General features: G+C 72.1%; 13 protein-coding genes. 8 read left to right on the top strand and 5 right to left on the bottom strand.

Annotation, left to right across the window (positions count from 1 at the left end):
- Positions 1–52 precede the first annotated feature (52 nt).
- Positions 53–1585 (bottom strand): long-chain-fatty-acid--CoA ligase, encoded by a 1533-nt coding sequence (locus ABD832_RS17965; RefSeq protein ID WP_344896295.1) that lies wholly within the window; start codon positions 1583–1585, stop codon positions 53–55.
- 163 nt (positions 1586–1748) lie between these two features.
- On the opposite strand from ABD832_RS17965, the gene ABD832_RS17960 reads away from it, so the two are divergent.
- Positions 1749–3458, top strand: a complete 1710-nt coding sequence (locus ABD832_RS17960) for a GMC family oxidoreductase (RefSeq protein WP_344896292.1) — start codon at positions 1749–1751, stop codon at positions 3456–3458.
- A 140-nt stretch (positions 3459–3598) separates the two neighbouring features.
- Here ABD832_RS17960 and ABD832_RS17955 read toward each other — a convergent pair whose 3' ends face one another.
- Both ABD832_RS17955 and ABD832_RS17950 read right to left on the bottom strand, forming a co-directional pair.
- Positions 3599–4015, bottom strand: a complete 417-nt coding sequence (locus ABD832_RS17955; RefSeq protein WP_344896290.1) for a VOC family protein — start codon at positions 4013–4015, stop codon at positions 3599–3601.
- 10 nt (positions 4016–4025) lie between these two features.
- Positions 4026–4445, bottom strand: coding sequence for a helix-turn-helix transcriptional regulator (locus ABD832_RS17950; protein WP_344896287.1), 420 nt, complete (start codon positions 4443–4445; stop codon positions 4026–4028).
- Between the two features lie 108 nt (positions 4446–4553).
- Here ABD832_RS17950 and ABD832_RS17945 point away from each other — a divergent pair, with 108 nt between their 5' ends.
- The 3 genes from ABD832_RS17945 to ABD832_RS17935 are packed head-to-tail and all read left to right on the top strand — an operon-like array spanning position 4554 to position 7998.
- Entirely contained in the window at positions 4554–5810 is a 1257-nt protein-coding gene (locus ABD832_RS17945; protein ID WP_344896285.1) for a cytochrome P450, read from the top strand.
- 54 nt (positions 5811–5864) lie between these two features.
- Positions 5865–6713 carry an alpha/beta fold hydrolase gene (locus ABD832_RS17940; RefSeq protein WP_344896282.1) on the top strand — a complete coding sequence of 283 codons (849 nt, stop codon included), beginning with the start codon at positions 5865–5867 and terminating at the stop codon, positions 6711–6713.
- 52 nt (positions 6714–6765) lie between these two features.
- Positions 6766–7998, top strand: a complete 1233-nt coding sequence (locus tag ABD832_RS17935; protein ID WP_344896279.1) for a cytochrome P450 — start codon at positions 6766–6768, stop codon at positions 7996–7998.
- Between the two features lie 157 nt (positions 7999–8155).
- On the opposite strand, the gene ABD832_RS17930 is transcribed toward ABD832_RS17935, so the two are convergent.
- On the bottom strand, positions 8156–11287 hold the full coding sequence (locus tag ABD832_RS17930; RefSeq protein ID WP_344896277.1) for a chromosomal replication initiator protein DnaA: 3132 nt from the start codon (positions 11285–11287) through the stop codon (positions 8156–8158).
- Positions 11288–11842: 555 nt separating this feature from the next.
- Between ABD832_RS17930 and leuS the strand changes: the two genes are divergently transcribed.
- The gene (leuS, locus tag ABD832_RS17925) at positions 11843–14311 is read left to right on the top strand and encodes a leucine--tRNA ligase (RefSeq protein WP_344896345.1); all 2469 of its coding nucleotides are present in this window, start codon (positions 11843–11845) and stop codon (positions 14309–14311) included.
- Positions 14312–14648: 337 nt separating this feature from the next.
- On the opposite strand, the gene lexA is transcribed toward leuS, so the two are convergent.
- Entirely contained in the window at positions 14649–15359 is a 711-nt protein-coding gene (gene lexA, locus ABD832_RS17920; RefSeq protein WP_344896274.1) for a transcriptional repressor LexA, read from the bottom strand.
- A 1093-nt stretch (positions 15360–16452) separates the two neighbouring features.
- Here lexA and ABD832_RS17915 point away from each other — a divergent pair.
- The 3 genes from ABD832_RS17915 (at position 16453) to ABD832_RS17905 (ending at position 20663) form a co-directional block, all read left to right on the top strand.
- Complete coding sequence (locus ABD832_RS17915) at positions 16453–16632, top strand: hypothetical protein (RefSeq protein ID WP_344896271.1); 180 nt, start codon at positions 16453–16455, stop codon at positions 16630–16632.
- Between the two features lie 619 nt (positions 16633–17251).
- Positions 17252–17713, top strand: a complete 462-nt coding sequence (nrdR, locus tag ABD832_RS17910) for a transcriptional regulator NrdR (protein ID WP_344896268.1) — start codon at positions 17252–17254, stop codon at positions 17711–17713.
- 85 nt (positions 17714–17798) lie between these two features.
- Positions 17799–20663: a vitamin B12-dependent ribonucleotide reductase gene (locus ABD832_RS17905; protein WP_344896265.1), complete on the top strand. Its 2865-nt coding sequence runs from the start codon at positions 17799–17801 to the stop codon at positions 20661–20663.
- The last annotated feature ends 168 nt before the right edge of the window (positions 20664–20831 follow it).

Below are 20831 nucleotides of genomic sequence, written 5' to 3'. Positions count from 1 at the left end.
CCCGCGCGCCGGCGACCACCGCGCCGCCGGGCGGGCGCCGCGGCCCTCGCGGTCAGCGCAGCTCGCGCTTGAGGATCTTGCCCGTCGCGGTCATCGGCAGCGCGTCCCGGAACTCGACGATCCGCGGGTACTTGTACGCCGCCATGTTCTCCCGGGCCCAGGCGATCAGCTCCTCCTCGGTGACCGTCGCGCCGGGGGTGCGGATGACGTACGCCTTGACCTCCTCGCCGTGCGAGTCGTGGGAGACGCCGACCACCGCCGCGAGCGAGACCTCCGGGTGGGTGATCAGCACCTCCTCGAGCTCGCGCGGGTAGACGTTGAAGCCACCGCGGATGATCATGTCCTTGGCGCGGTCGATGATGGAGTAGTAGCCGTCGGCGTCGCGGGTGGCGATGTCGCCGGTGCGGAACCAGCCGTCCCTCATGACCTCGGCGGTCGCCTCGGGCCGGTTGTAGTAGCCCTTCATGATGTTGTGGCCGCGGATCGCGATCTCACCGGGGCCCTCGCCCTCGATCGTCTTCCAGTCGGCGTCGATCAGCCTCATCTCCACGCCCCAGATCGGCGTGCCGACCGTACCGGGCTTGCTGGGCCTGCCCACCTGGTTGAAGCTGGCCACCGGGGAGGTCTCCGACAGGCCGTACCCCTCGTAGATGCCGACCCCGAAGGTCTGCTCGAAGTCCCGCAGCACCTCGACGGGGGAGGAGGAGCCGCCGGCCACCGCGACCCTGAGCGAGGTGGGCACCTCGTCGCCGTCCGCGTGGATCTTCGTCAGCATGGCCCAGTACATGGTCGGCACGCCCGCGAACAGCGTGACGTTCTCGGCGCGCATCAGCTCCAGGGCCGGGCCCGGCTCGAAGCGCGGCATCAGCACGATGGTGCCCCGCCGGCGGAACCCGGCGTTCATGACGACGGTCTGCCCGAAGGAGTGGAAGAGCGGCAGCACCGCGAGGTAGACGTCGCCGTTCTCGGTGCGGGGGAACATCTCGTCCGAGATCATGGCGTTGAGGAGCATGTTCTGGTGGCTCAGCTCGGCACCCTTGGGCTGGCCGGTGGTGCCGCTGGTGTAGAGGATCACCGCGGTGTCGTCGGGCGCGGTCGCCACGGTCTCGAACTCGCCGGGCACGCCGTCCAGCGCCGCCCAGATCGTCTCCCCGTGCTCGGACTCGGTGGCGAAGGCGGTGGCGGGCAGCACGAAGAAGTGCTCGGCCGAGGACGCCTCGAAGCCCGCCCGGCCGCGCTCGCCCAGCGGCAGCTCGGGGGTGCCCTCGAAGCAGAACAGCGCCTTGGCCTGGGAGTCCTCCAGGTGGTAGGCGATCTCCCTGGTCTGCAGCAGCACGTTGAGCGGCACGACCGTGGCGCCGGTCTTGAGGATGCCGTAGTAGACGAACGGGAAGTACGGCAGGTTGGGGCAGGCCAGCGCGACCTTGTCGCCACGCCCGATGCCCCGGGAGACCAGCAGGTTGGCAACCTGGTTCGCGACCGTGTTGACCAGGGAGTACGGCAGCCTCAGGTCGCCGAAGACCAGTGCGGTGCGGTCCGGGGTCTCCCGGGCGCTGTCCTCCAGCGCGATCGACAGGTTGAGCATCGTGCGTCCTCCTCCGGCGGGCTCTGACCCGCTCATCCTCGCAGCCCGAGATACTGACCGGTAGGTAATCACGGTCACAAATTGACGGGCAAACCGGGAGGGAGTAAGCAGATGAGAGGCCGCTTACGGGGAGGCGAGCTGACCGTCTGATGAGGAGGGGTCAGTGAGCGTGAACGACGGCGCCGGGCACGGCGGCAGAGGCGGCGGGGAGTACGACTACGTCGTCGTGGGGGCGGGATCGGCCGGGTGCGTGCTGGCCGCGCGCCTGTCCGAGGATCCGGGCACGACGGTCGCCCTGGTCGAGGCGGGCGGGTCCGACCGGATGCTCGCGGTGCGGATGCCCGCCGGGTTCGCCCGGCTGTTCAAGACCGAGCACGACTGGAACTTCACCACGACCCGGCAGGACGGGCTGTCCGGCCGGGAGCTGTACTGGCCGCGCGGCCGGATGCTCGGCGGCTCCTCCTCGATGAACGCCCAGATGTGGGTCCGCGGGCACCGCGCCGACTACGACGGCTGGGGCGTGCCCGGCTGGTCCTACGAGGAGGTCCTGCCGTACTTCCGCAGGGCCGAGCGGCGCTCGGGCTCCAACCACGGCGGCGTGTACGGCACCGGCGGCCCGGTCCACGTCTCGGAGCTGCGCTCCCCGAACCCCGCCACCGCGCTCTTCCTGCGGGCCTGCGAGGAGCTGGGCATCGCCCGCCTGGACGAGCTCAACGGCCCCTCCAACGAGGGATGCTCGCCGACGCCGGTCACCCAGCACCGGGGCCGCCGGTGCAGCTCGGCCGACGCCTACCTCGCTCCCGCGATGAGACGGCCCAACCTCACCGTGCTGACCTCCTCGCACGTGCGCCGGATCCTCATCGAGGACGGCCGCGCCGTCGGGGTGGAGTACACGGCAGGTCCGGGCCGCGGCGGACGTCGTGGCGGACGCCGGGGGCACGATGCGCGTGACGGCTCCGGCTCCGGTGCCGTCGAGAGCACCGGCGGCGCGGACGGCGGTGCCGTCACGGTGCTGCGGGCGCGCCGGGAGGTGCTGCTCTCGGCCGGGGCGATCGGCTCCCCGCACCTGCTCATGCTCTCCGGCGTCGGCCCCGCCGACGAGCTGCGGGCCGCGGGCGTCGAGCCGGTCCACGAGCTCCCCGGGGTCGGGGACGGCCTTCAGGACCACCTCGCCTCGGGAATCTTCCTGCACTGCCCCCGGCCCATCACGCTGGCCGGTGCCGAGACGGCCGGCAACCTGCTCCGCTTCCTGGCCGGTGGCCGCGGCATGCTCACCTCCAACGTCGGCGAGGCCGTGGCGTTCATCCGCACCTCGCCCGAGGAGCCCGCCCCCGACATCGAGCTGATCTTCGCTCCGGGGCCGTTCATCGACCACGGCCTCACCCCGCCGCCCGGCCACGGCCTGACCATCGCCTCGGTCCTGCTCCGGCCGGAGAGCCGCGGCCGCGTCCGGCTGGACGGCCGCGACGTCGTGATCGACCCCCGCTACCTCACGGCCGAGGCGGACGTACGGCGGCTGGTGGCCGGGCTGGTCAAGGCCCGGGAGCTGTTCGCCACCGAGGCGCTCCGGCCGCTGGCCGGGCCGCCGATGGCCCCCTACTGGGGCGCGCGGACCGAGGAGGAGCTGGCCCGCTGGGTCCGCGAGCGCAGCGAGACCCTCTACCACCCGGTCGGCACCTGCCGGATGGGCGAGGACCCCGGCTCGGTGGTGGACCCCGGCCTGCGGGTCCGGGGGATCGCGGGTCTGAGGGTGGTGGACGCGTCGGTCATGCCCGTCATCAACCGGGGACACACCCACGCCCCCACCGTCATGATCGCCGAGAGGGCGGCCGACCTCATCGCCGCCCCGGCCGGCCGCGTCCCTGGGCCGTAGACCGCGCCGCCGCCGTCCGGACCGGCGCGGAGACGGCCACCGTCACCGGTGGCCGCCGCGAGCCGCGAAGCTCGCGGGGCCGTGGAGTTCGCAGGGCTCGCAGGGCTCGCGGGTCACGCAGAGGGCTCGCGGGACCGGGCTCACCGCTTGCTGGGCTGGTTGAAGCGCAGCATGTTGCCGGAGGGGTCGCGGAAGGCGCAGTCGCGGACGCCGTACGGCTGGTCGATCGGCTCCTGCAGCACCTCACCGCCCGCGGCGCTGATGCGCTCGAAGGTGGCGTCGCAGTCGTCGGTCTGGAAGATGACGCCGCGCAGCTGGCCCTTGGCCAGCAGCTCCGCCATGGCCGCCTTGTCGGCGGCCGAGGCGTTGGGGTTGGCGATGGGCGGTTCGAGGACGATGTCCACGTCGGGCTGCGACGGCGAGCCGACGGTCACCCAGCGCATCCCCTCGAACCCGACGTCGTTGCGCACCTCCAGGCCGAGAACGTCACGGTAGAAGGGGAGCGCCTTGTCGTGGTCGTCGACGGCGATGAAGCACTGCGAGAGTTTGATTGCCATGTGCCTCACGCTACGGGCGCGGGACGGGTTTGGCTTCTCCGTTCCTGACCGGTCGCGTGTGGATCTTGGCGACGCAGGCAGGGATGGCCGCCCCCTCGTCATGGCGACGGGCCCGGTACGCGCTCGGGCTCTCACCGACCAGCTCGGTGAACCGCGAGCTGAACGACCCCAGCGACGTACAACCGACCGCGAAGCACACGTCCGTCACCGTCAGGTCCCCCCTGCGCAGCAGCGCCTTGGCCCGCTCGATCCGGCGCGTCATCAGGTAGCTGTGCGGCGTCTCCCCGAAGGCGGCGCGGAAGCTGCGCGAGAAATGGCCCGGGGACATCAGGGCGGCACGCGCCAGCGCGGGCACGTCGAGCGGCTTCGCGTAGTCGCGATCCACCAGGTCACGGGCCCGGCGCAGCCGGACGAGGTCTTCCAACGTCACGTCACCACCATCCCACAGCCCCGGTGACCGGGTTCGTCCGGCAGGCGGTGACGCGACCCGGAGGGGCCCGCCCTTGACGTCAGGGGGCACCTGCCGGAATCTGGGGCGATGACCGTGAACGCGGCGGGCCTCGACCTGTCGGAGATCGCGTTCTGGGCGCTGCCCCAGCGGGAGCGCACCGAGGTCTTCCGGCGGCTCCGCGCGCTCGACCGTCCGATCTTCACCCGGGAGAACACGATCCCCTTCGTCGGGCACGGGCCCGGCTACTACGCGCTGGTGCGGCACGCGGACGTCTCGGAGGCGAGCAGGAACGCCGCGGTGTTCAGCAGCGAGCCGACCGCCAACAGCATCGTCGACATGCCCCGCTGGCTGGCCGTCTACTTCGGCTCGATGATCAACATGGACGACCCCCGGCACGCCAGGCTCCGGCGCATCGTCTCCCGGGCCTTCACCCCCAGGGTGCTGGCGAAGATGGAGGAGGACCTCCAGCGGGCGGCGACCCGGATCGTGGACGAGGCGATCGCCGAGGGACCGGGCGACTTCGTCACCCAGATCGCCGCCCGGCTGCCGGTCCAGGTCATCTGCGACATGATGGGCGTCCCGCCGGAGCTGCACCCCCGCGTGCTGCGCGCCACCAACGTCATCCTGGGCAACGCCGACGCCGAGTACACCGGGATCCAGCCCACCCTGAACCGCTGGAACGTGGCCCGGGGCCTGGTCACCCTGCTGGCCGCCGGGCGCGGGCTGAGCCGGCTGGCGATCAGGCTCGGCCGCGAGCGCCGGGGCACCTCCCGCGACGACCTGGTCGGCATGCTGGTGAACGGCGACGAGCACCTCACCCCCCAGGAACTCGGCTCGTTCTTCATCCTGCTCGTGGTCGCCGGGAGCGAGACCACCCGCAACGCCATCGCGCACGGCCTGCACCTGTTCACCCAGAACCCCGGCCAGCGCGAGCTGCTCGCCGCCGACTTCGAGGGGCACATCCCCGGCGCGGTCGAGGAGATCGTCCGCCACTCCACCCCGGTGATCCAGTTCCGCCGTACCCTCACCCGCGACCACGAGATGGGCGGGCAGCACTACCGCAGGGGCGACAAGGTCCTGCTCTTCTACAATTCCGCCAACCGCGACGAGGCCGTCTTCACCGACCCCGACGTCTTCGACATCACCCGCCGCCCCAACCCGCACCTGGGGTTCGGCGGCCCCGGTCCCCACTACTGCCTGGGCGCGCACCTGGCCCGGCGGGAGATCACGGTGATGTTCCGGGAGCTGTTCACCCGCCTTCCCGGGATCCGCGCGACGGGCGAGCCCGACCCGCTGCTCTCCAACTTCATCAACGGCGTCAAGCACCTGCCGTACGCCGTCTGACCTCCGCCCGGGCGGGTACGCGGCGCTTACCAAGCGGATGCTAGGTTGCGTTCCATGGAGATCATCACCGTCACCGCCAACGACGTCGAGTTCACCTGCCTGACGGCGGGGGAGGGGCCGCTCGCGCTCTGCCTGCACGGCTTCCCCGACACCGCCCACACCTGGCGGCACCTGCTGCCCGAGCTCGCCGGACGCGGCCACCGGGCCGTCGCGCCGTTCATGCGCGGCTACGCGCCCACCTCGATCCCCGTCGACGGCGCCTACGAGGGCGGCGCGCTGGTCGCCGACGCCTGCGCGCTGCACGAGGCGCTCGGCGGTGACGGCGACGCCGTGCTCATCGGCCACGACTGGGGCGCCTTCCCCGTCTACGGCGCCACCGCCCTGGCCCCCGGACGCTGGCGCAGGGCGGTCGCGATGGCGGTGCCCCCGATGGCGTCGATGGCCGAGGCCTTCCTCGACTACGAGCAGCTCAAGCGATCCTTCTACATCTTCCTCTTCCAGACCTGGGCGGCCGAGGCCGCCGCGTCCCGTCCCGGCTTCATCGAGGGGCTGTGGCGCGACTGGTCACCGGGCTACGACGCCACCGAGGACGTCGCCCTGGTGCGGCGCAGCCTGGGCGACCCGGCGAACCTGGCCGCCGCGATCGGCTACTACCGGGCGATGCTCGGCACCGTGCCGTCCACCGGCCGCTACGCCGCCGAGCAGGCCGCGACCGGCGGACGGGTTCCGATCCTCTACCTGCACGGGGAGCGCGACGGCTGCCTGGACGCAGGCCTGACGGCCCGGGCCGCGGCCTTCCTGCCGCCCGGCTCCCGGGTGGAACACGTACCCGAGGCGGGACACTTCCTGCACCTGGAACGGCCCCGGGCGGTCAACGACCTCGTCCTGGACTGGCTGAGCTGAGGATCCTGTGGCAGGATCCATTGAACAGAATGTGGTTCTAGTGGAGGCTGGCGTGACGGTTTCACTCGCGGACATCGACCTGTCGGACATCTCCTTCTGGGAGCGTCCGATGGCCGACCGGGAGGCCGCCTTCGCGGTGCTCCGCGCCCAGCCGGGCCCGATCATGTTCGACGAGCCCGAGATCCCCTTCGCCCCGCCCGGCCCCGGCTACTACGCGCTGGTGCGGCACGCCGACATCGTCGAGGCCAGCCGGCGCGCCGACGTCTTCTCCTCGGGCCGGGGGGCGACGTCCATCCAGGACCTCGGCCCCGACTTCAGCGAGTACTTCGGCTCGATGATCAACATGGACGATCCCCGGCACGCCCGGCTCCGCCGGATCGTCTCACGGGCGTTCACCCCGAAGATGATCAAGCAGTTCGACGCCGACGTCGAGGCCACCGCCGCGCGGACCGTGGACGAGCTGATCGCCACCGGTCCCGGCTGCGACTTCGTGACCGAGGTGGCCGCCAAGCTCCCACTGAAGATCATCTGCGACATGATGGGCATCGGCCCCGAGCACTACCAGGCCGTCTTCGACGCCACGAGCATCATCCTGTCGGGCGGGGACCCGGAGTTCATCGCCGACGTCAGCCGCGCCGCCGAACTCCTCCTGGGCGCCGGTGAGCGGCTCCGCGAACTGGTCATCGCACTGGCCGCGGAGGGCGGCGACAACCTCACCACCGCGCTGACCAGCGCCAACGTCGACGGTGAGAAGCTCACGCTGCAGGAGCTCGGGTCGTTCTTCATCCTGCTGGTGGTGGCGGGCAACGAGACCACCCGCAACGCCATCTCGCACGGCCTGCACCTGTTCACCGAGAACCCCGACCAGCGGGCCCTGCTGCTGGAGGACCTCGACGGGCGCCTGCCGGGCGCCGTCGAGGAGATCGTCCGCCTCGCCTCGCCGGTGGCCTGGATGCGCCGCAGCCTCACCCGCGACCACGAGATGAACGGCCACCTCTACCGCGAGGGCGACAAGGTGGTGCTCTACTACTGGGCCGCCAACCGCGACGAGAGCGTCTTCACCGACCCCTACCGCTTCGACGTCCGCCGTACCGAGGGCCCGCACGTCGGCTTCGGCGGGCCCGGCCCGCACTTCTGCCTGGGCGCGCACCTGGCCCGGCGGGAGATCACCGTGATGTTCCGGGAGCTGTTCACCCGCCTGCCCGGGATCCGCTCGGTCGGCGAGCCCGACCGGCTCCGCTCCAGCTTCATCAACGGCATCAAGCACATGGAGTGCGACTTCTGACTCCCCGGGCCCGGGGCCCGGCCCGCTCCGGCCCGGACCGGGGCGGGCCGGACCCCGGGCCCACCCGTGGGTCTTGTGGACTCAGGTCCTCACGGGCGGCGGGCCGCCTGGATCGCCGGGACCACTTGGACCGCCGGGGTCGCCGGGGTCGCCGGGATCACTGCCCGGCGGCGCGGATCGACTTGAAGACGGTGTTGATGTCGGGGAGCAGTTCCTTCTTGCTGTCCGGCACCGACATGTAGACGATCGCGGGCAGGTCCGCGCCGGTGTTCACCGCCGCCACGACCATCGTCGTCCTCGCGTCACCCGAGGTGATCTCGTACGCCGACAGCTGCCCGCGCATGCCGTTCACCGTGAGGGTCTGCTGGGCGGTCTTACGGGCGGTGTTGCCCTCGGGGAAGAACCGCTTGCGACCGTTGGACGCCACCGCGTTGATCACCGGTGCGAGGTTGTCCGCCGAGGTGTACCTGCTCTTCAGGCGCTGCGACAGCGGGCCCGACATGATCTGCGCGAACTGCGTCTTGCCTGCGGAGTCCGTACCCGCCGGGAGGTACTGGCGGGTCGTGAAGCCGTACGCGGTCGGCACGCTCGGCCGCTGGTCCTGACGCCACGGAGCGCCGAGCCTGGCCAGGGTGATGCCCGCGGGCTGGTCGGTGAGCCGGCCCTCGACCGGCGAGGCCGTGCCCGTGAAGCGCGGCAGGCGTCCTACGGCGGCGGGCTTGGCCTTCTTCGAGGCGGACGCCGAGGGCTTGGGCTCGGCGGTGGTCTCCTCGGACGAGGAGAGCGGCCCAGCGAGGAAGGCCCAGAGCACCGCGCCGATCAGGGCGATGGCCACGGAACCGGCCAGCGCGAAGACCCAGATCGGCCTGCCCTGGCCCCCGTCGTTCTCCTCGTCCTCGATCGCCTGGTAGTTCTCGCCGAAGACCGTGTTCCACAGCTGCTGCTGGCGCTCCGGCGGAGGCGTCTTGGGACCGCTGATCTGGCCGGCGGTGACGAACGGCCTGTTCGGGTCGGAGGGGTCGCGACCGAGGTGGTGCCCCGGCTGCCCGGCCTGCCCGGGCTGACCAGCCTGGCCCGGGTGCCCCTGCTGTCCCGGCCGGCCCGGTTGTCCCTGCTGGTGGGGTCCGTTGCCCGGGTGGGCGGCGGGGGCCGTCTCACCGGGGGCGGACGGGGCGGCGGCCGCGGCCGCGGCGGCCTGGGCCCACATGGCCGGGTTGTCCGGCACGCCGTAGCTGCGCCGCGCGGGCCCTGCGGCCGTACCCGGACCGGCACCGTTCTCGGGCCGCGGGTGGTTCGCGCCGGTGACGGGAGCGGCACCGTGCTGGGCTGCGCCGTGCTGGACTACGCCGTGCTGGTTGCCGCCGTGCTGCGGGGCCCCCTGCTGGGCGGTTCCCTGGTGGGCCGTTCCCTGCGGGGTGGCACCGTGCGCCGGGGAGGGGATGGCCCCTGCCTGGGGATCGGTCCAGGACACCGAGAACGTGGAGGTCTGCGCATCGGCCGCGTCAGGAGCCTCACGGGAGGGGGTCTGCCGGGAGGGGGCGGACGGCCAGGCGTCCCCGCTCACCGGCGGGACCGGCGGCCAGGATGCGCCCTCGACCGGAGGCGCGGGCGGCCAGGCGGTGTTGTCGGCCGGCCGGGGCCCGGCCCCGCCGGAGGCGTCACGCGGGGACGCGCCGGTCTGCCACGGCTCGCCCGTGGTACCGGGCCCCTGAAGGCCCGCGTCCCTGCCGGTGTCCGGCGTCTGCGCCCAGCCACCGTTCTGCGGGCCGCCGTTCTGCGGGGCGCCGTGCGGACCGGCCTGCTGTGGGCCGCCGTGCTGCGGGCCGGTGCCGTGCTGGGCGCCGGGGTCGCGGGACGGGTCGTCGTGCCGCGGGCCGGGGGCGTTCGACCAGCCCTCTGCGTGGGGAGCGGTGGCCTGTGCCCAGGCGTTGTCACCCGGAGAGCCCGGAGAGCCCGGAGAGCCCGGAGAGCCCGGAGAGCCCGGAAAGCCCGGAGAGCCCGGAGAGGACTGGCCGGGGAAGGTCTGGCCCCGCGGGTCGGTGTGGGAGACGGGCGGCCATGCGGTACCCGGCGAGGACGGATGACGGTCCTCGCCGCTCGTCCGCGGCCCGGCTCCGGGGAGCCCCACTCCGAGCGGGTCCGATGCCTGGGGGGCCGGTCCGAGCGGGTCCGGTGTCCAGGAGCCCGATCCCTGCGACGGGTCGCCGTGGGAGGGGCCTCCGTGGGAGGGGGTCGGCTGCGGCCAGCCGTTGCCCGGGGAGGTCTGGTGCGGCTGCGGGCCGTCGTGGCCCCGGCCGCCCTGCGGACCCGCCGCGTCCTGCGGACGGCCGCCCGGCGAATCGGGGGCCCCCCAGCCGCCCTGCGCGTCGGGGGCCTGTGCCCGGCCGCCCCACGTGCCGGACGCCTGGTCCCGGTCGTCGTGCCGCGGGCCGGAGGTGTTCGCCCAGCCCTCGCCGGGGGGAGCGGTGGCCTGCGCCCATGTGCCGCCGCCCGAAGAACCCGGAGAACCCGGAGAGCCCGGAGTGTCGGTGGCGGAGTGACCGGGGTAGGTCTGGCCCCGCGGGTCGGTGGTGCCGTAGGCGGGGATGCCGTCCTGCGTGGGCGCGGAGGGCGGCCACGCGGTGCCCGGCGAGGACGGGTGACGGTCCTGGCCCTCCGGTCGCGTCCCCGGGGTCGGGGAGCCCGGTCCGAGCGGGTCCGGTGTCCAGGAGCCCGATCCCTGCGACGGGTCGCCGTGGGAGGGGGCCGGCTGCGGCCAGCCGTTGCCCGGGGAGGTCTGGTGCGGCTGCGGGCCGTCGTGGCCCCGGCCGCCCTGCGGACCCGCCGCGTCCTGCGGACGGCCACCCGGGGAGCCGGATGCCTGCTCCCAGCCGCCCTGCGCGCCGAAGGACTGCGCGCCGAACGACTGCGCGGAGGCCTGCGCGTCGGAGGCCTGCGCCCGGCGGTCGCTCTGCGGGCTGAAGGCGTCCGCCCAGCTGTCGCGGGGCGAGCCGGTGGCCCGCCGCCCCTCGTCCTGCGCGGCGGCCCCCGTCCATCCACCGTCCTGCGGGCTCGCCGGGCTCTGCGCCCATCCACCGTCCTGGGGGCCCGGCGGCCGGCCGCCGGGTACGTCCGGGGCACCGCCCCCGGGAGAGGTCTGCCATGAGCCGTCGCCGCCCCGCGGGCCGTCCTGCGGGCGAGGCAGCCGGGGCCCGGTGCCGAGGGAGTCCTGCGCCCACGAGGGCGCAGGCTCGGCGGCTTCCGGCCATGCCGGAGGCAGGTGGGACTGGCTGGACTGCTCCGAGGCCATGCTTTCCTTACCTCCCGCGCGGGTGCCCGAATTAGGCGTATTGGGCATGGTCTCATGCGAGACGGGGGGGCTCGCAGGGAAACCGGAGAACGCCCCCCTGAACTGGAGCCCGGTGGGATCGGTCGGCGGATCCTGCATGGGCAGGCCGACCTCCAACGGGTCCGGGCCCCCCGGCTCTACTGAATATGCCACGGTTGAAAGAGTAAACGCGAGAGACATACGAGGTCACAACCGGCGCATGGCCGTCAGGTCCCGCACGGCTCTTCATAGGGCGGAAACCCCTATTCTGCCGGTGAACACGGATCGCCACCCGCCGTTCGCCGCGATCGGGACCGCTTTGTACGGGCCACGAATATCCCTTGCGGGCTGCGATAGTCTTGCCTTATGCGTGCCGCGACCCTGCTTATCGGGCCGCATCGGCTCTCCCGTCTCTGAGCGCCCTGCCGATGCGGCTGCCCTCCGCGTGAGCGGAGGGTTTTTGTATTGGGCCGGACGGGTCAGACCATCCACGCGGACACACCCCAAGGGAAGATTGACGTGAACGAGCGAGCCGACATGCAGAGCGACGACCAGCACTATGACCCGCAGGCGTTGCAGGTCAAGTGGCAGCGGCGGTGGGAGGAGCTGGACCCCTTCCGGGCCTCCGAGGACCCCGCCGACCCGCGTGAGCGCCGCTACATGCTCGACATGTTCTCCTACCCCTCGGGCGACCTGCACATGGGCCACGCCGAGGTGTTCGCCATCGGCGACGTCATCTCCCGCTACTGGTTCCAGCGCGGTTACAACGTGCTGCACCCCGTCGGATGGGACTCCTTCGGACTGCCCGCCGAGAACGCCGCGATCAAGAACAACGCGCACCCGGCGGAGTGGACCTACGCCAACATCGAGACCCAGGCCGGCTCCTACAGGCGCTACGCGATCTCCTTCGACTGGTCGCGCCGCCTGCACACCAGCGACGAGACGTACTACAGGTGGACGCAGTGGCTGTTCACCCGCTTCTTCGAGCGCGGCCTGGCCTACCGCAAGGGCGGCCTGGTCAACTGGTGCCCCAACGACCAGACCGTGCTGGCCAACGAGCAGGTCAAGGACGGCAGGTGCGAGCGCTGCGGGGCCGAGGTCGTCCGCCGCGAGCTGACCCAGTGGTACTTCAAGATCACTGACTATGCCGACCGGCTGCTGGACGACATGGCGCAGCTGGAGGGCAACTGGCCCGAGCGCGTGCTGACCATGCAACGCAACTGGATCGGCCGTTCCGAGGGCGCCGACGTCGACTTCGTGATCGAGGGCCGGGACGAGCCGGTCACCGTCTACACGACCCGCCCCGACACGCTGTACGGCGCGACCTTCTTCGTGGTCGCCCCGGACGCGGCGCTGGCCGAGGAGATCGTCGCCGACGACCGGCGCGAGGCCTTCGAGGCGTACCGGGCCGAGGTGTCGAAGCTGTCGGACATCGACCGGCTGTCCACCGAGAAGGAGAAGACCGGCGTCTTCCTGGGCCGGTACGCGATCAACCCGGTCAGCGGCGAGCGCATGCCGGTCTGGGCGGCCGACTACGTGCTGTCCGACTACGGCCACGGCGCCATCATGGCCGTTCCCGCCCACGACCAGCGCGACCTGGACTTCGCCCGCGCCTTCGACCTGCCGGTACGGGTGGTCGTGCACACCGGCCTGGCCGACCCCGGCGAGACCGGTGTCGCGACCTCCGGCGACGGGACGATGGTCAACTCCGGCCCGCTGGACGGCCTGGCCAAGGCCGACGCGATCCGGAAGATCATCGAGGTGCTGGGCGAGCGCGACACCGGCCGCGCGACGGTCAACTTCCGGCTGCGCGACTGGCTGCTGTCCCGCCAGCGTTTCTGGGGCTGCCCGATCCCGATCATCCACTGCGACGGGTGCGGCGAGGTCCCCGTCCCCGACGACCAGCTGCCGGTCACCCTGCCCGACCTGCGCGGCGAGGCCCTGGCACCCAAGGGCGTCTCCCCGCTGGCCTCGGCCGAGGACTGGGTCAACGTCTCCTGCCCGAAGTGCGGTGGCCCGGCGCGGCGCGACACCGACACGATGGACACCTTCGTCGACTCCTCGTGGTACTTCCTGCGCTACGTCGACCCGGCCTACGAGGACGGCCCGTTCGACATCGAGGGCGTCCGCAGGTGGGGCCCGATCGACCAGTACATCGGCGGCGTCGAGCACGCCGTGCTGCACCTGCTGTACGCCAGGTTCTTCACCAAGGTCCTGCACGACATGGGCATGGTCGACTTCGTCGAGCCGTTCACCCGCCTGCTGAACCAGGGGCAGGTCATCAACCAGGGCAAGGCGATGTCCAAGTCCCTGGGCAACGGCGTCGACCTGGGGCAGCAGATCGACGCCCACGGCGTCGACGCGGTACGGCTGACCGTGCTGTTCGCCGGACCGCCCGAGGACGACATCGACTGGGCCGACGTCTCCGCGGCGGCGTCGCAGAAGTTCCTGGCCCGCGCGTTCCGCGTCATGGCCGAGGCGGGCGCGGCCTCGGCCCCCGGCGTCGACGTCACCGCCGGAGACGTGAGCCTGCGCAGGATCGTCCACCACACCGTGGACGAGGTCACGAAGCTGGTCGAGTCCTACCGCTTCAACGTCGCGGTGGCCCGGATGATGGAGCTGACCAGCGCGGCGCGCAAGGCCATCGACTCCGGGCCCGGCGCCGCCGACCCCGCGGTCAGGGAGGCCGCGGAGGCGCTGGCGGTCATGCTGTCGCTGGTCGCGCCGTACGCGGCCGAGGAGGGCTGGGAGCGGCTGGGCCACACCGGTTCGGTCGCCCTGGCGGGCTGGCCGGTGGCGGACCCGGCGCTGCTGGTCCAGGAGTCCGTCACCTGTGTCGTCCAGGTCGCGGGCAAGGTGCGCGACAGGCTGGAGGTCTCACCGGAGATCTCCGAGATCGACCTGGAGGCGCTGGCCCTGGGGTCGGAGAAGGTCCGGGCATTCCTGTCCGGCGAGCCGCGCAAGGTCATCGTCCGCGCGCCCAAGCTGGTCAACATCGTCCCCTGAGCGGTGACCCCGGCCCCTCGCGGGGCGTCAGGACCGGGTCGTGGCCGGGGGATCGGAGCGGGGAGGGGCCGGGAACCCAGGGGTCCGGCCCTCCGGCCCTGGTTCTGACCCTGATTCGGGGACCCTGACCCTGGCTCAGGGACCCGAACCCTGACCCTGGCTCAGGGATCCGGATCCTGGCTCAGGGACCCGGACCCGCCGGACCCGGGAGTCCGAGGGTCCGCAGAGGACCGGTGAGAACGCCGATGGGCGGCACCCCCTTCGAGGGGGTGCCGCCCATCGGCGTGTACCGCTTCGTGCGACGCGTCGTGTCCCGATGCCCCGGAGCTCGTGTGCCTCAGAGCTTGCGGAGGACCGCCACGACCTTGCCCAGGACGGTGGCCTCGTCACCGGGGATGGGGTCGTAGTTGGGGTTGTGCGGGACCAGCCAGACATGGCCGTCCCTGCGCTTGAAGGTCTTCACGGTGGCCTCACCGTCGATCATCGCCGCGACCACGTCGCCGTTGTCGGCCACGGGCTGCTGGCGCACGACCACCCAGTCGCCGTTGGCGATGGCCGCCTCGATCATCGAGTCACCGGTCACCTGGAGGAGGAAGAGCGTGCCCTCGCCGACGAGCTGCTTGGGCAGCGCGAAGACGTCCTCGATGCTCTCCTCGGCGAGGATCGGGCCACCGGCGGCGATGCGCCCGACCAGCGGCACGTAGGCGGCGGTCGGCCGGCTGACCGGGGTCTCGTCCTGGTCGGAGTCGGGATCCACCCAGAGCACCGGCTCACCGGGAAGGCGCACCTCGAGGGCGCGGGGCCGGTGCGGGTCACGGCGCAGATAGCCCTTGCGCTGCAATGCCGTCAACTGGTGCGACACGCTGGAGGTGCTGGTGAGCTGCACGGCCTCACCGATCTCGCGCATGGACGGCGGGTAGCCGCGCTGCTGCACCGAGTCACGGATCACCTCAAGGATCTTCCGCTGCCTGGGGGTGAGGCCAAGGGAGTCACGCCTTCGCACCGCCAGGTCGCTGACGGCCGAACCGTTCTGGTCGTGCTGGCTCATACGAACTCCTCGCCTCCCGATCTGTATTGAACACGTCGCACACAGCGACCATATCTCGGCCCAAGATCATATTCAAACAATTGTTCGAATGTCCTCGATATCGGCCACGCCGTGGTGTACAACATCGTACGGGAGTTCGATCGACATCGTGTTCGATTCGCCGATCTTTCTTCGACATGTGTTCGGCCAGGTCGAGGGGATGGGGGCCACCATGAAACCGACCACGACGACACCGCGATCCGCGTCCGCGTCCCGATCCCGGGGGGCATACCGGTCCTCAGGGGCCTCTGGCGCACCGCGTCTGCGCCTCGTGCCGCCGCCGAGATCGGAGCCGGGACCGGCACGGGAGCAGGGTCCGGGACGAGAGGCGGATCCGGCACGACAGGCGGGGCCGGGACGGGAGGCGGGCCCGGCGAGGCGGACGGGCCCGGCCCGGGAGCCGGGGCCGGGACGGGAGGCCGACCCCGCGCGCGGGTCCGGGCGTGGCCCCGGAGCGGCCGGAGGGCCGGATCGCGCGCGGACGGCACGGCGCGGGGGAGCGCCGGGCGGTCCGGGGGGTCCGAGTGGTCAGGGTGGCCCGGGTGCTTCCGGGGGTGCCGCGGAGACGGTTCCCGCGGTGTTCCGTTCCGGAGCCACCCCTCCCGGCTCCCGGTCCGCACCGCCCGGGTCCGGCCGCGGGGCCGCGCGCTCCGGCGAGTCCGGACGCGGCCGGGCCGGGCGGGCCGAGACCCGGCGCGGAGCCGCCAGGTCCGGCGCCACCCGGTCCGGCTCCTCCGCCCGCACCGGCACCCCGCGGACCGGCGTCTCCCGGGCCGGTGCCTCCCGGACCGGTGTTCCCGGGTCCGGTGCCTCCCGCTCGGCTGTCGCCCGCCCCGGTGGACCGGCCGCGCCCGAGGCCGTCCCGTCCCGGCCCGGCCGATCTCGCCCTGCAAAGCCCCGATCAGGCACGCCCCGGTCGGGTGCGCCCGGCTCCGCCACGTCCCGCTCCGGCGCGTCCAGGGTCGGCGCGTCCAGGGCCGGTGCCCTCCGCCCGGTCGCGTCCCGGCCCGAGGCGGCCAGGCGGCCCCTCCGGCTCACCCGGCGTGGGAGGATCGTGGCGGCGGTGACGCTGGTGCTGTTCACCCTGGGAGTGCTCTGGATCGGCGGGCGCATCGACGCGATCTCGGCGGGCGAGCCGGCCGGAGGGCGGGGTTCGTCCCCGGTCACGGCGCACGTCGGCGACACGCCCTGGAAGGGCGACACGCCGGGGAGGATCGCGGAGGCGCCGGCGTAGTGGAGGGGCCGTCCCGGCGGTCGGCCGCCTCACAGACCCCGGTGGGCCCCGCGGCCCGGCGTTCCGGTCCGGCACCAGACTCGACCTTCTCCGGAGCCTGCTGCCATAAGGAGCCTGCTGCCGTAAGGAGCCCGCCGCCGTCAGGGGGCGTCTCCGGGCGCGCGATCTCACCGCGCGCCCGGGACGCGAGCGGAGCGGGTGGCGCGGGGCATGGGGAGCGGCGGGACGGTGGGAGAAGAGGGTGACGTGCGGCAGGGCGCGGGGAAGCGGTCGGCCCAGGAGCGGGACGGCGGGCGGAGCGGGTGGCGTACGGGCGGGGCGTGGGTGAAGCGGGTGACCCCGGGGGTGCGGGCACATCGGGTGGACCGGCGACACGCCGGGGAATAACGGCTGATCAGCGACTTCGCGCCGCAAGGTCCTTTCAACTTGCGTTCATGGTCGCGCACTTCTACGGTTGGAACCACAACATCTAGTGGCTGCACCTCAACACTTCACCATAGATTGTGGTTCCATTACCGCCTCTCGACTGATCGAGAGGCGTGCGCGAGCGTATCCGCGCGCGTGCCGTGGGGCGGATGAGGTGGGTGGGCCGCTTCGGCAGGTCAGGAAGGCGGCACACGTGCACTGTCCGTTCTGTCGTCATCCTGACACCCGGGTCATCGACAGCCGGTCCACCGAGGACGGCGGCGCGATCCGTCGCCGGCGCACCTGCCCGGAGTGCGGGCGGAGGTTCACCACGCAGGAGACCGTCCTGCTCATGGTGAGCAAGCGCAGCGGCGTGACCGAACCGTTCTTCAGGGACAAGGTGATCGCCGGGGTACGGCGGGCGTGTCAGGGACGGTCCGTCGGCGAGGACGCCCTGGCGCAGCTGGGCCAGCGGGTCGAGGAGAGCATCCGGGCCACCGGATGCGCCGAGATCGCGGCCCACGAGGTCGGCTTGGCCATCCTGGGCCCGCTGCGCGAGCTGGACGAGGTGGCGTACCTGCGCTTCGCCTCCGTCTACCGGGGATTCGAGACCCTGGCGGACTTCGAGGCCGAGATCGAGCAGCTCCGGGCGGGGCGCTCCGCAGAACAGAAGTGAGACAGGCCCCGGGCGCCGGGGGTGAGACGGCGCGTTGGTGTGGTCCGATTCGCGGGCTCTGCGGAGCCCCAGGAGGGGGAAAGTCATGACGGAGACCGTCAGCGGCACAGTGTCACGCGGGGGCAAGCGTCCGCGCAAGGGTCTGAAGATGAAGCGGATCTTCACCACCCCGGGCGTGCATCCCTACGACGAGCTGGCCTGGGAGCGCCGCGACGTCGTCATGACCAACTGGCGCGACGGCTCGGTCAACTTCGAGCAGCGTGACGTGGAGTTCCCCCGGTCCTGGTCGGTCAACGCGGCCAACATCGTGACCACCAAGTACTTCCGTGGCGCGGTCGGCACCCCGCAGCGCGAGTGGAGCCTCAAGCAGCTCGTCGACCGGGTGGTGGGCGTCTACACCAGGACGGCGGTCGAGCACGGCTACTTCGCCACCGACGAGGACGCCGAGATCTTCGACCACGAGCTCAAGCACGCCCTGGTCAACCAGGTCTTCAGCTTCAACTCGCCGGTCTGGTTCAACGTCGGCACCGCCTCGCCCCAGCAGGTGAGCGCCTGCTTCATCCTGGCCGTCGACGACCAGATGGAGTCCATCCTCGACTGGTACAAGGAAGAGGGTGTGATCTTCAAGGGGGGTTCCGGCTCCGGCGTCAACCTCTCCCGGATCCGCTCCTCCAAGGAACTGCTCTCCAGCGGCGGCACCGCCAGCGGCCCGGTCTCCTTCATGCGCGGCGCGGACGCCTCCGCGGGCACCATCAAGTCCGGGGGCGCGACCCGCCGGGCCGCCAAGATGGTCGTCCTGGACGTCGACCACCCCGACATCGAGGAGTTCGTCGAGACCAAGGCCCGCGAGGAGGACAAGGTCCGTGCCCTGCGCGACGCCGGGTTCGACATGGACCTCGGCGGCAAGGACATCGTCTCCGTCCAGTACCAGAACGCCAACAACTCCGTGCGCGTCTCCGACGAGTTCATGCGCGCCGTGGAGAAGGGCGAGAAGTTCGGCCTGCGCGCCCGCCTCACCGGCGAGGTCATCGAGACCGTCGAGGCCCGGGACCTGTTCCGCAAGATGGCCAAGGCGGCCTGGGAGTGCGCCGACCCCGGCGTCCAGTACGACGACACGATCAACGACTGGCACACCAGCCCCGAGACGGGCCGCATCACCGCCAGCAACCCCTGCTCGGAGTACCTGCACCTGGACAACTCCTCGTGCAACCTGGCCAGCATCAACCTGCTGAAGTTCCTCAGGGACGACGACACCTTCGACATCGAGAACTTCGTGAAGGTCACCGAGCTGATCATCACCGCGATGGACGTCTCCATCACCTTCGCCGACTTCCCGACCGAGAAGATCGACCAGACCACCCGGGCCTACCGCCAGCTCGGCATCGGCTACGCCAACCTCGGCGCGCTGCTCATGGCCACCGGCCACGCCTACGACTCCGACGGCGGCCGGGCCGTGGCCGGGGCCATCACCTCGCTGATGACCGGCGCCTCCTACCGCCGCAGCGCCGAGCTGGCCGCGGTCGTGGGCCCGTACGACGGCTACGCCCGCAACGCCGACGCGCACAAGCGGGTCATGCGCAAGCACAACGAGGCCAACGAGGCGCTGCGCACCTTCGACGGGATGGACGGCGCCATCCACCGCGAGGCCTCCCGGCAGTGGGCCGAGTGCCTCAGGCTCGGTGAGCGGAACGGCTACCGCAACGCGCAGGCCTCCCTGCTCGCCCCCACCGGCACCATCGGCCTGATGATGGACTGCGACACCACCGGCATCGAGCCCGACCTGGCCCTGGTCAAGTTCAAGAAGCTCGTCGGCGGCGGCTCCATGCAGATCGTCAACCAGACGATCCCGCGCGCGCTCCGGCAGCTGGGCTACCAGGAGGAGCAGGTCGAGGCGATCGTCGAGTTCATCGCCGAGCACGGCCACGTGGTCGACGCCCCCGGCCTGAGCCGCGAGCACTACGAGGTGTTCGACTGCGCCATGGGCGAGCGCGCGATCGCCCCGATGGGCCACGTCCGGATGATGGCCGCGGCCCAGCCGTTCCTGTCCGGCGCCATCTCCAAGACCGTCAACCTGCCCGAGTCCGCGACGATCGAGGACATCGAGCAGGTCTACATGGAGGGCTGGAAGCTCGGCCTCAAGGCCCTGGCGGTCTACCGTGACAACTGCAAGGTCGGCCAGCCGCTGTCCGCCTCGGGACGCAAGACCGAGGACCGCAAGGCCGAGGAGAAGGCGGCCGCCACGGCCCAGCCGGAGATCAAGGTCGTGGAGATCAGCCGCCCGACCCGCCGCCGGATGCCGAACCAGCGCCCCAGCACCACCACCCGCTTCACCGTGGGCGGCGCCAAGGGGTACATGACCGCCTCCTCCTACCCCGACGACGGCCTCGGCGAGGTCTTCCTGAAGATGTCCAAGCAGGGCTCGACCCTCGCCGGTGTCATGGACGCCTTCTCGGTGGCGATCTCCATCGGCCTGCAGTACGGGGTGCCGCTGGAGACGTACGTGGGCAAGTTCGTCAACATGCGCTTCGACCCGGCCGGGATGACCGACGACCCGGACGTCCGCATCGCGGCCTCGGTGATGGACTACATCTTCCGCCGCCTGGCCCTTGACCACCTGCCCTACGACGACCGCGCCGCCCTGGGGATCTTCTCCGCCTCCGAGCGCGCGGCCCAGCAGCGGGGTGAGGACCCGGCGCCGATCCGCACCGAGGAGGTCATCGCCGAGCTCGCCACGTCGGCCCCGATCGAGGAGCCGCAGACCCCGATCGAGGAGCCGCAGGCCCGCGTGGAGGCGGTGCCCGCGCAGCCCTCGCGCCGTACCGGCTCGCTGGAGTCCCACGAGGGCCGCACCGCCGACGCGCCGCTCTGCATGACCTGCGGCACCACGATGCGTCCCGCCGGAAGCTGCTACGTCTGCGAGGGCTGCGGCTCCACCAGCGGCTGCAGCTGATCCCGGGCAGGGGAGAGCGGCGCCCGCGTAGCGCCTGACGCCGAAAAAAGGGGGGCCGGAGCCGGATCCGGCCCCCCCTTTCGGTGTCTCCGGGACGGCGGACCGTTCACCGGCCCGGGGAAGGTGGCGGAGTTCCTCCGTCCCGGCTCGACGGGCTTTTCCGTCGTT

The sequence above is a fragment of the Streptosporangium longisporum genome (assembly GCF_039534895.1).
Classification (GTDB): domain Bacteria; phylum Actinomycetota; class Actinomycetes; order Streptosporangiales; family Streptosporangiaceae; genus Streptosporangium; species Streptosporangium longisporum.
The sequence above is the reverse complement of the archived record's forward strand: the minus strand, read 5'-3'. Positions and strand labels throughout refer to the sequence as shown.

What these genes read in the sequence shown, in the direction of transcription:
- ABD832_RS17930 (WP_344896277.1), bottom strand. Translation starts at nt 11,287, where the DNA reads ATGGCCTCGGAGCAGTCCAGCCAGTCCCACCTGCCTCCGGCATGGCCG.
- ABD832_RS17945 (WP_344896285.1), top strand. Translation starts at nt 4,554, where the DNA reads ATGACCGTGAACGCGGCGGGCCTCGACCTGTCGGAGATCGCGTTCTGG.
- ABD832_RS17965 (WP_344896295.1), bottom strand. Translation starts at nt 1,585, where the DNA reads ATGCTCAACCTGTCGATCGCGCTGGAGGACAGCGCCCGGGAGACCCCG.
- ABD832_RS17940 (WP_344896282.1), top strand. Translation starts at nt 5,865, where the DNA reads ATGGAGATCATCACCGTCACCGCCAACGACGTCGAGTTCACCTGCCTG.
- lexA (WP_344896274.1), bottom strand. Translation starts at nt 15,359, where the DNA reads ATGAGCCAGCACGACCAGAACGGTTCGGCCGTCAGCGACCTGGCGGTG.
- ABD832_RS17955 (WP_344896290.1), bottom strand. Translation starts at nt 4,015, where the DNA reads ATGGCAATCAAACTCTCGCAGTGCTTCATCGCCGTCGACGACCACGAC.
- leuS (WP_344896345.1), top strand. Translation starts at nt 11,843, where the DNA reads ATGCAGAGCGACGACCAGCACTATGACCCGCAGGCGTTGCAGGTCAAG.
- ABD832_RS17905 (WP_344896265.1), top strand. Translation starts at nt 17,799, where the DNA reads ATGACGGAGACCGTCAGCGGCACAGTGTCACGCGGGGGCAAGCGTCCG.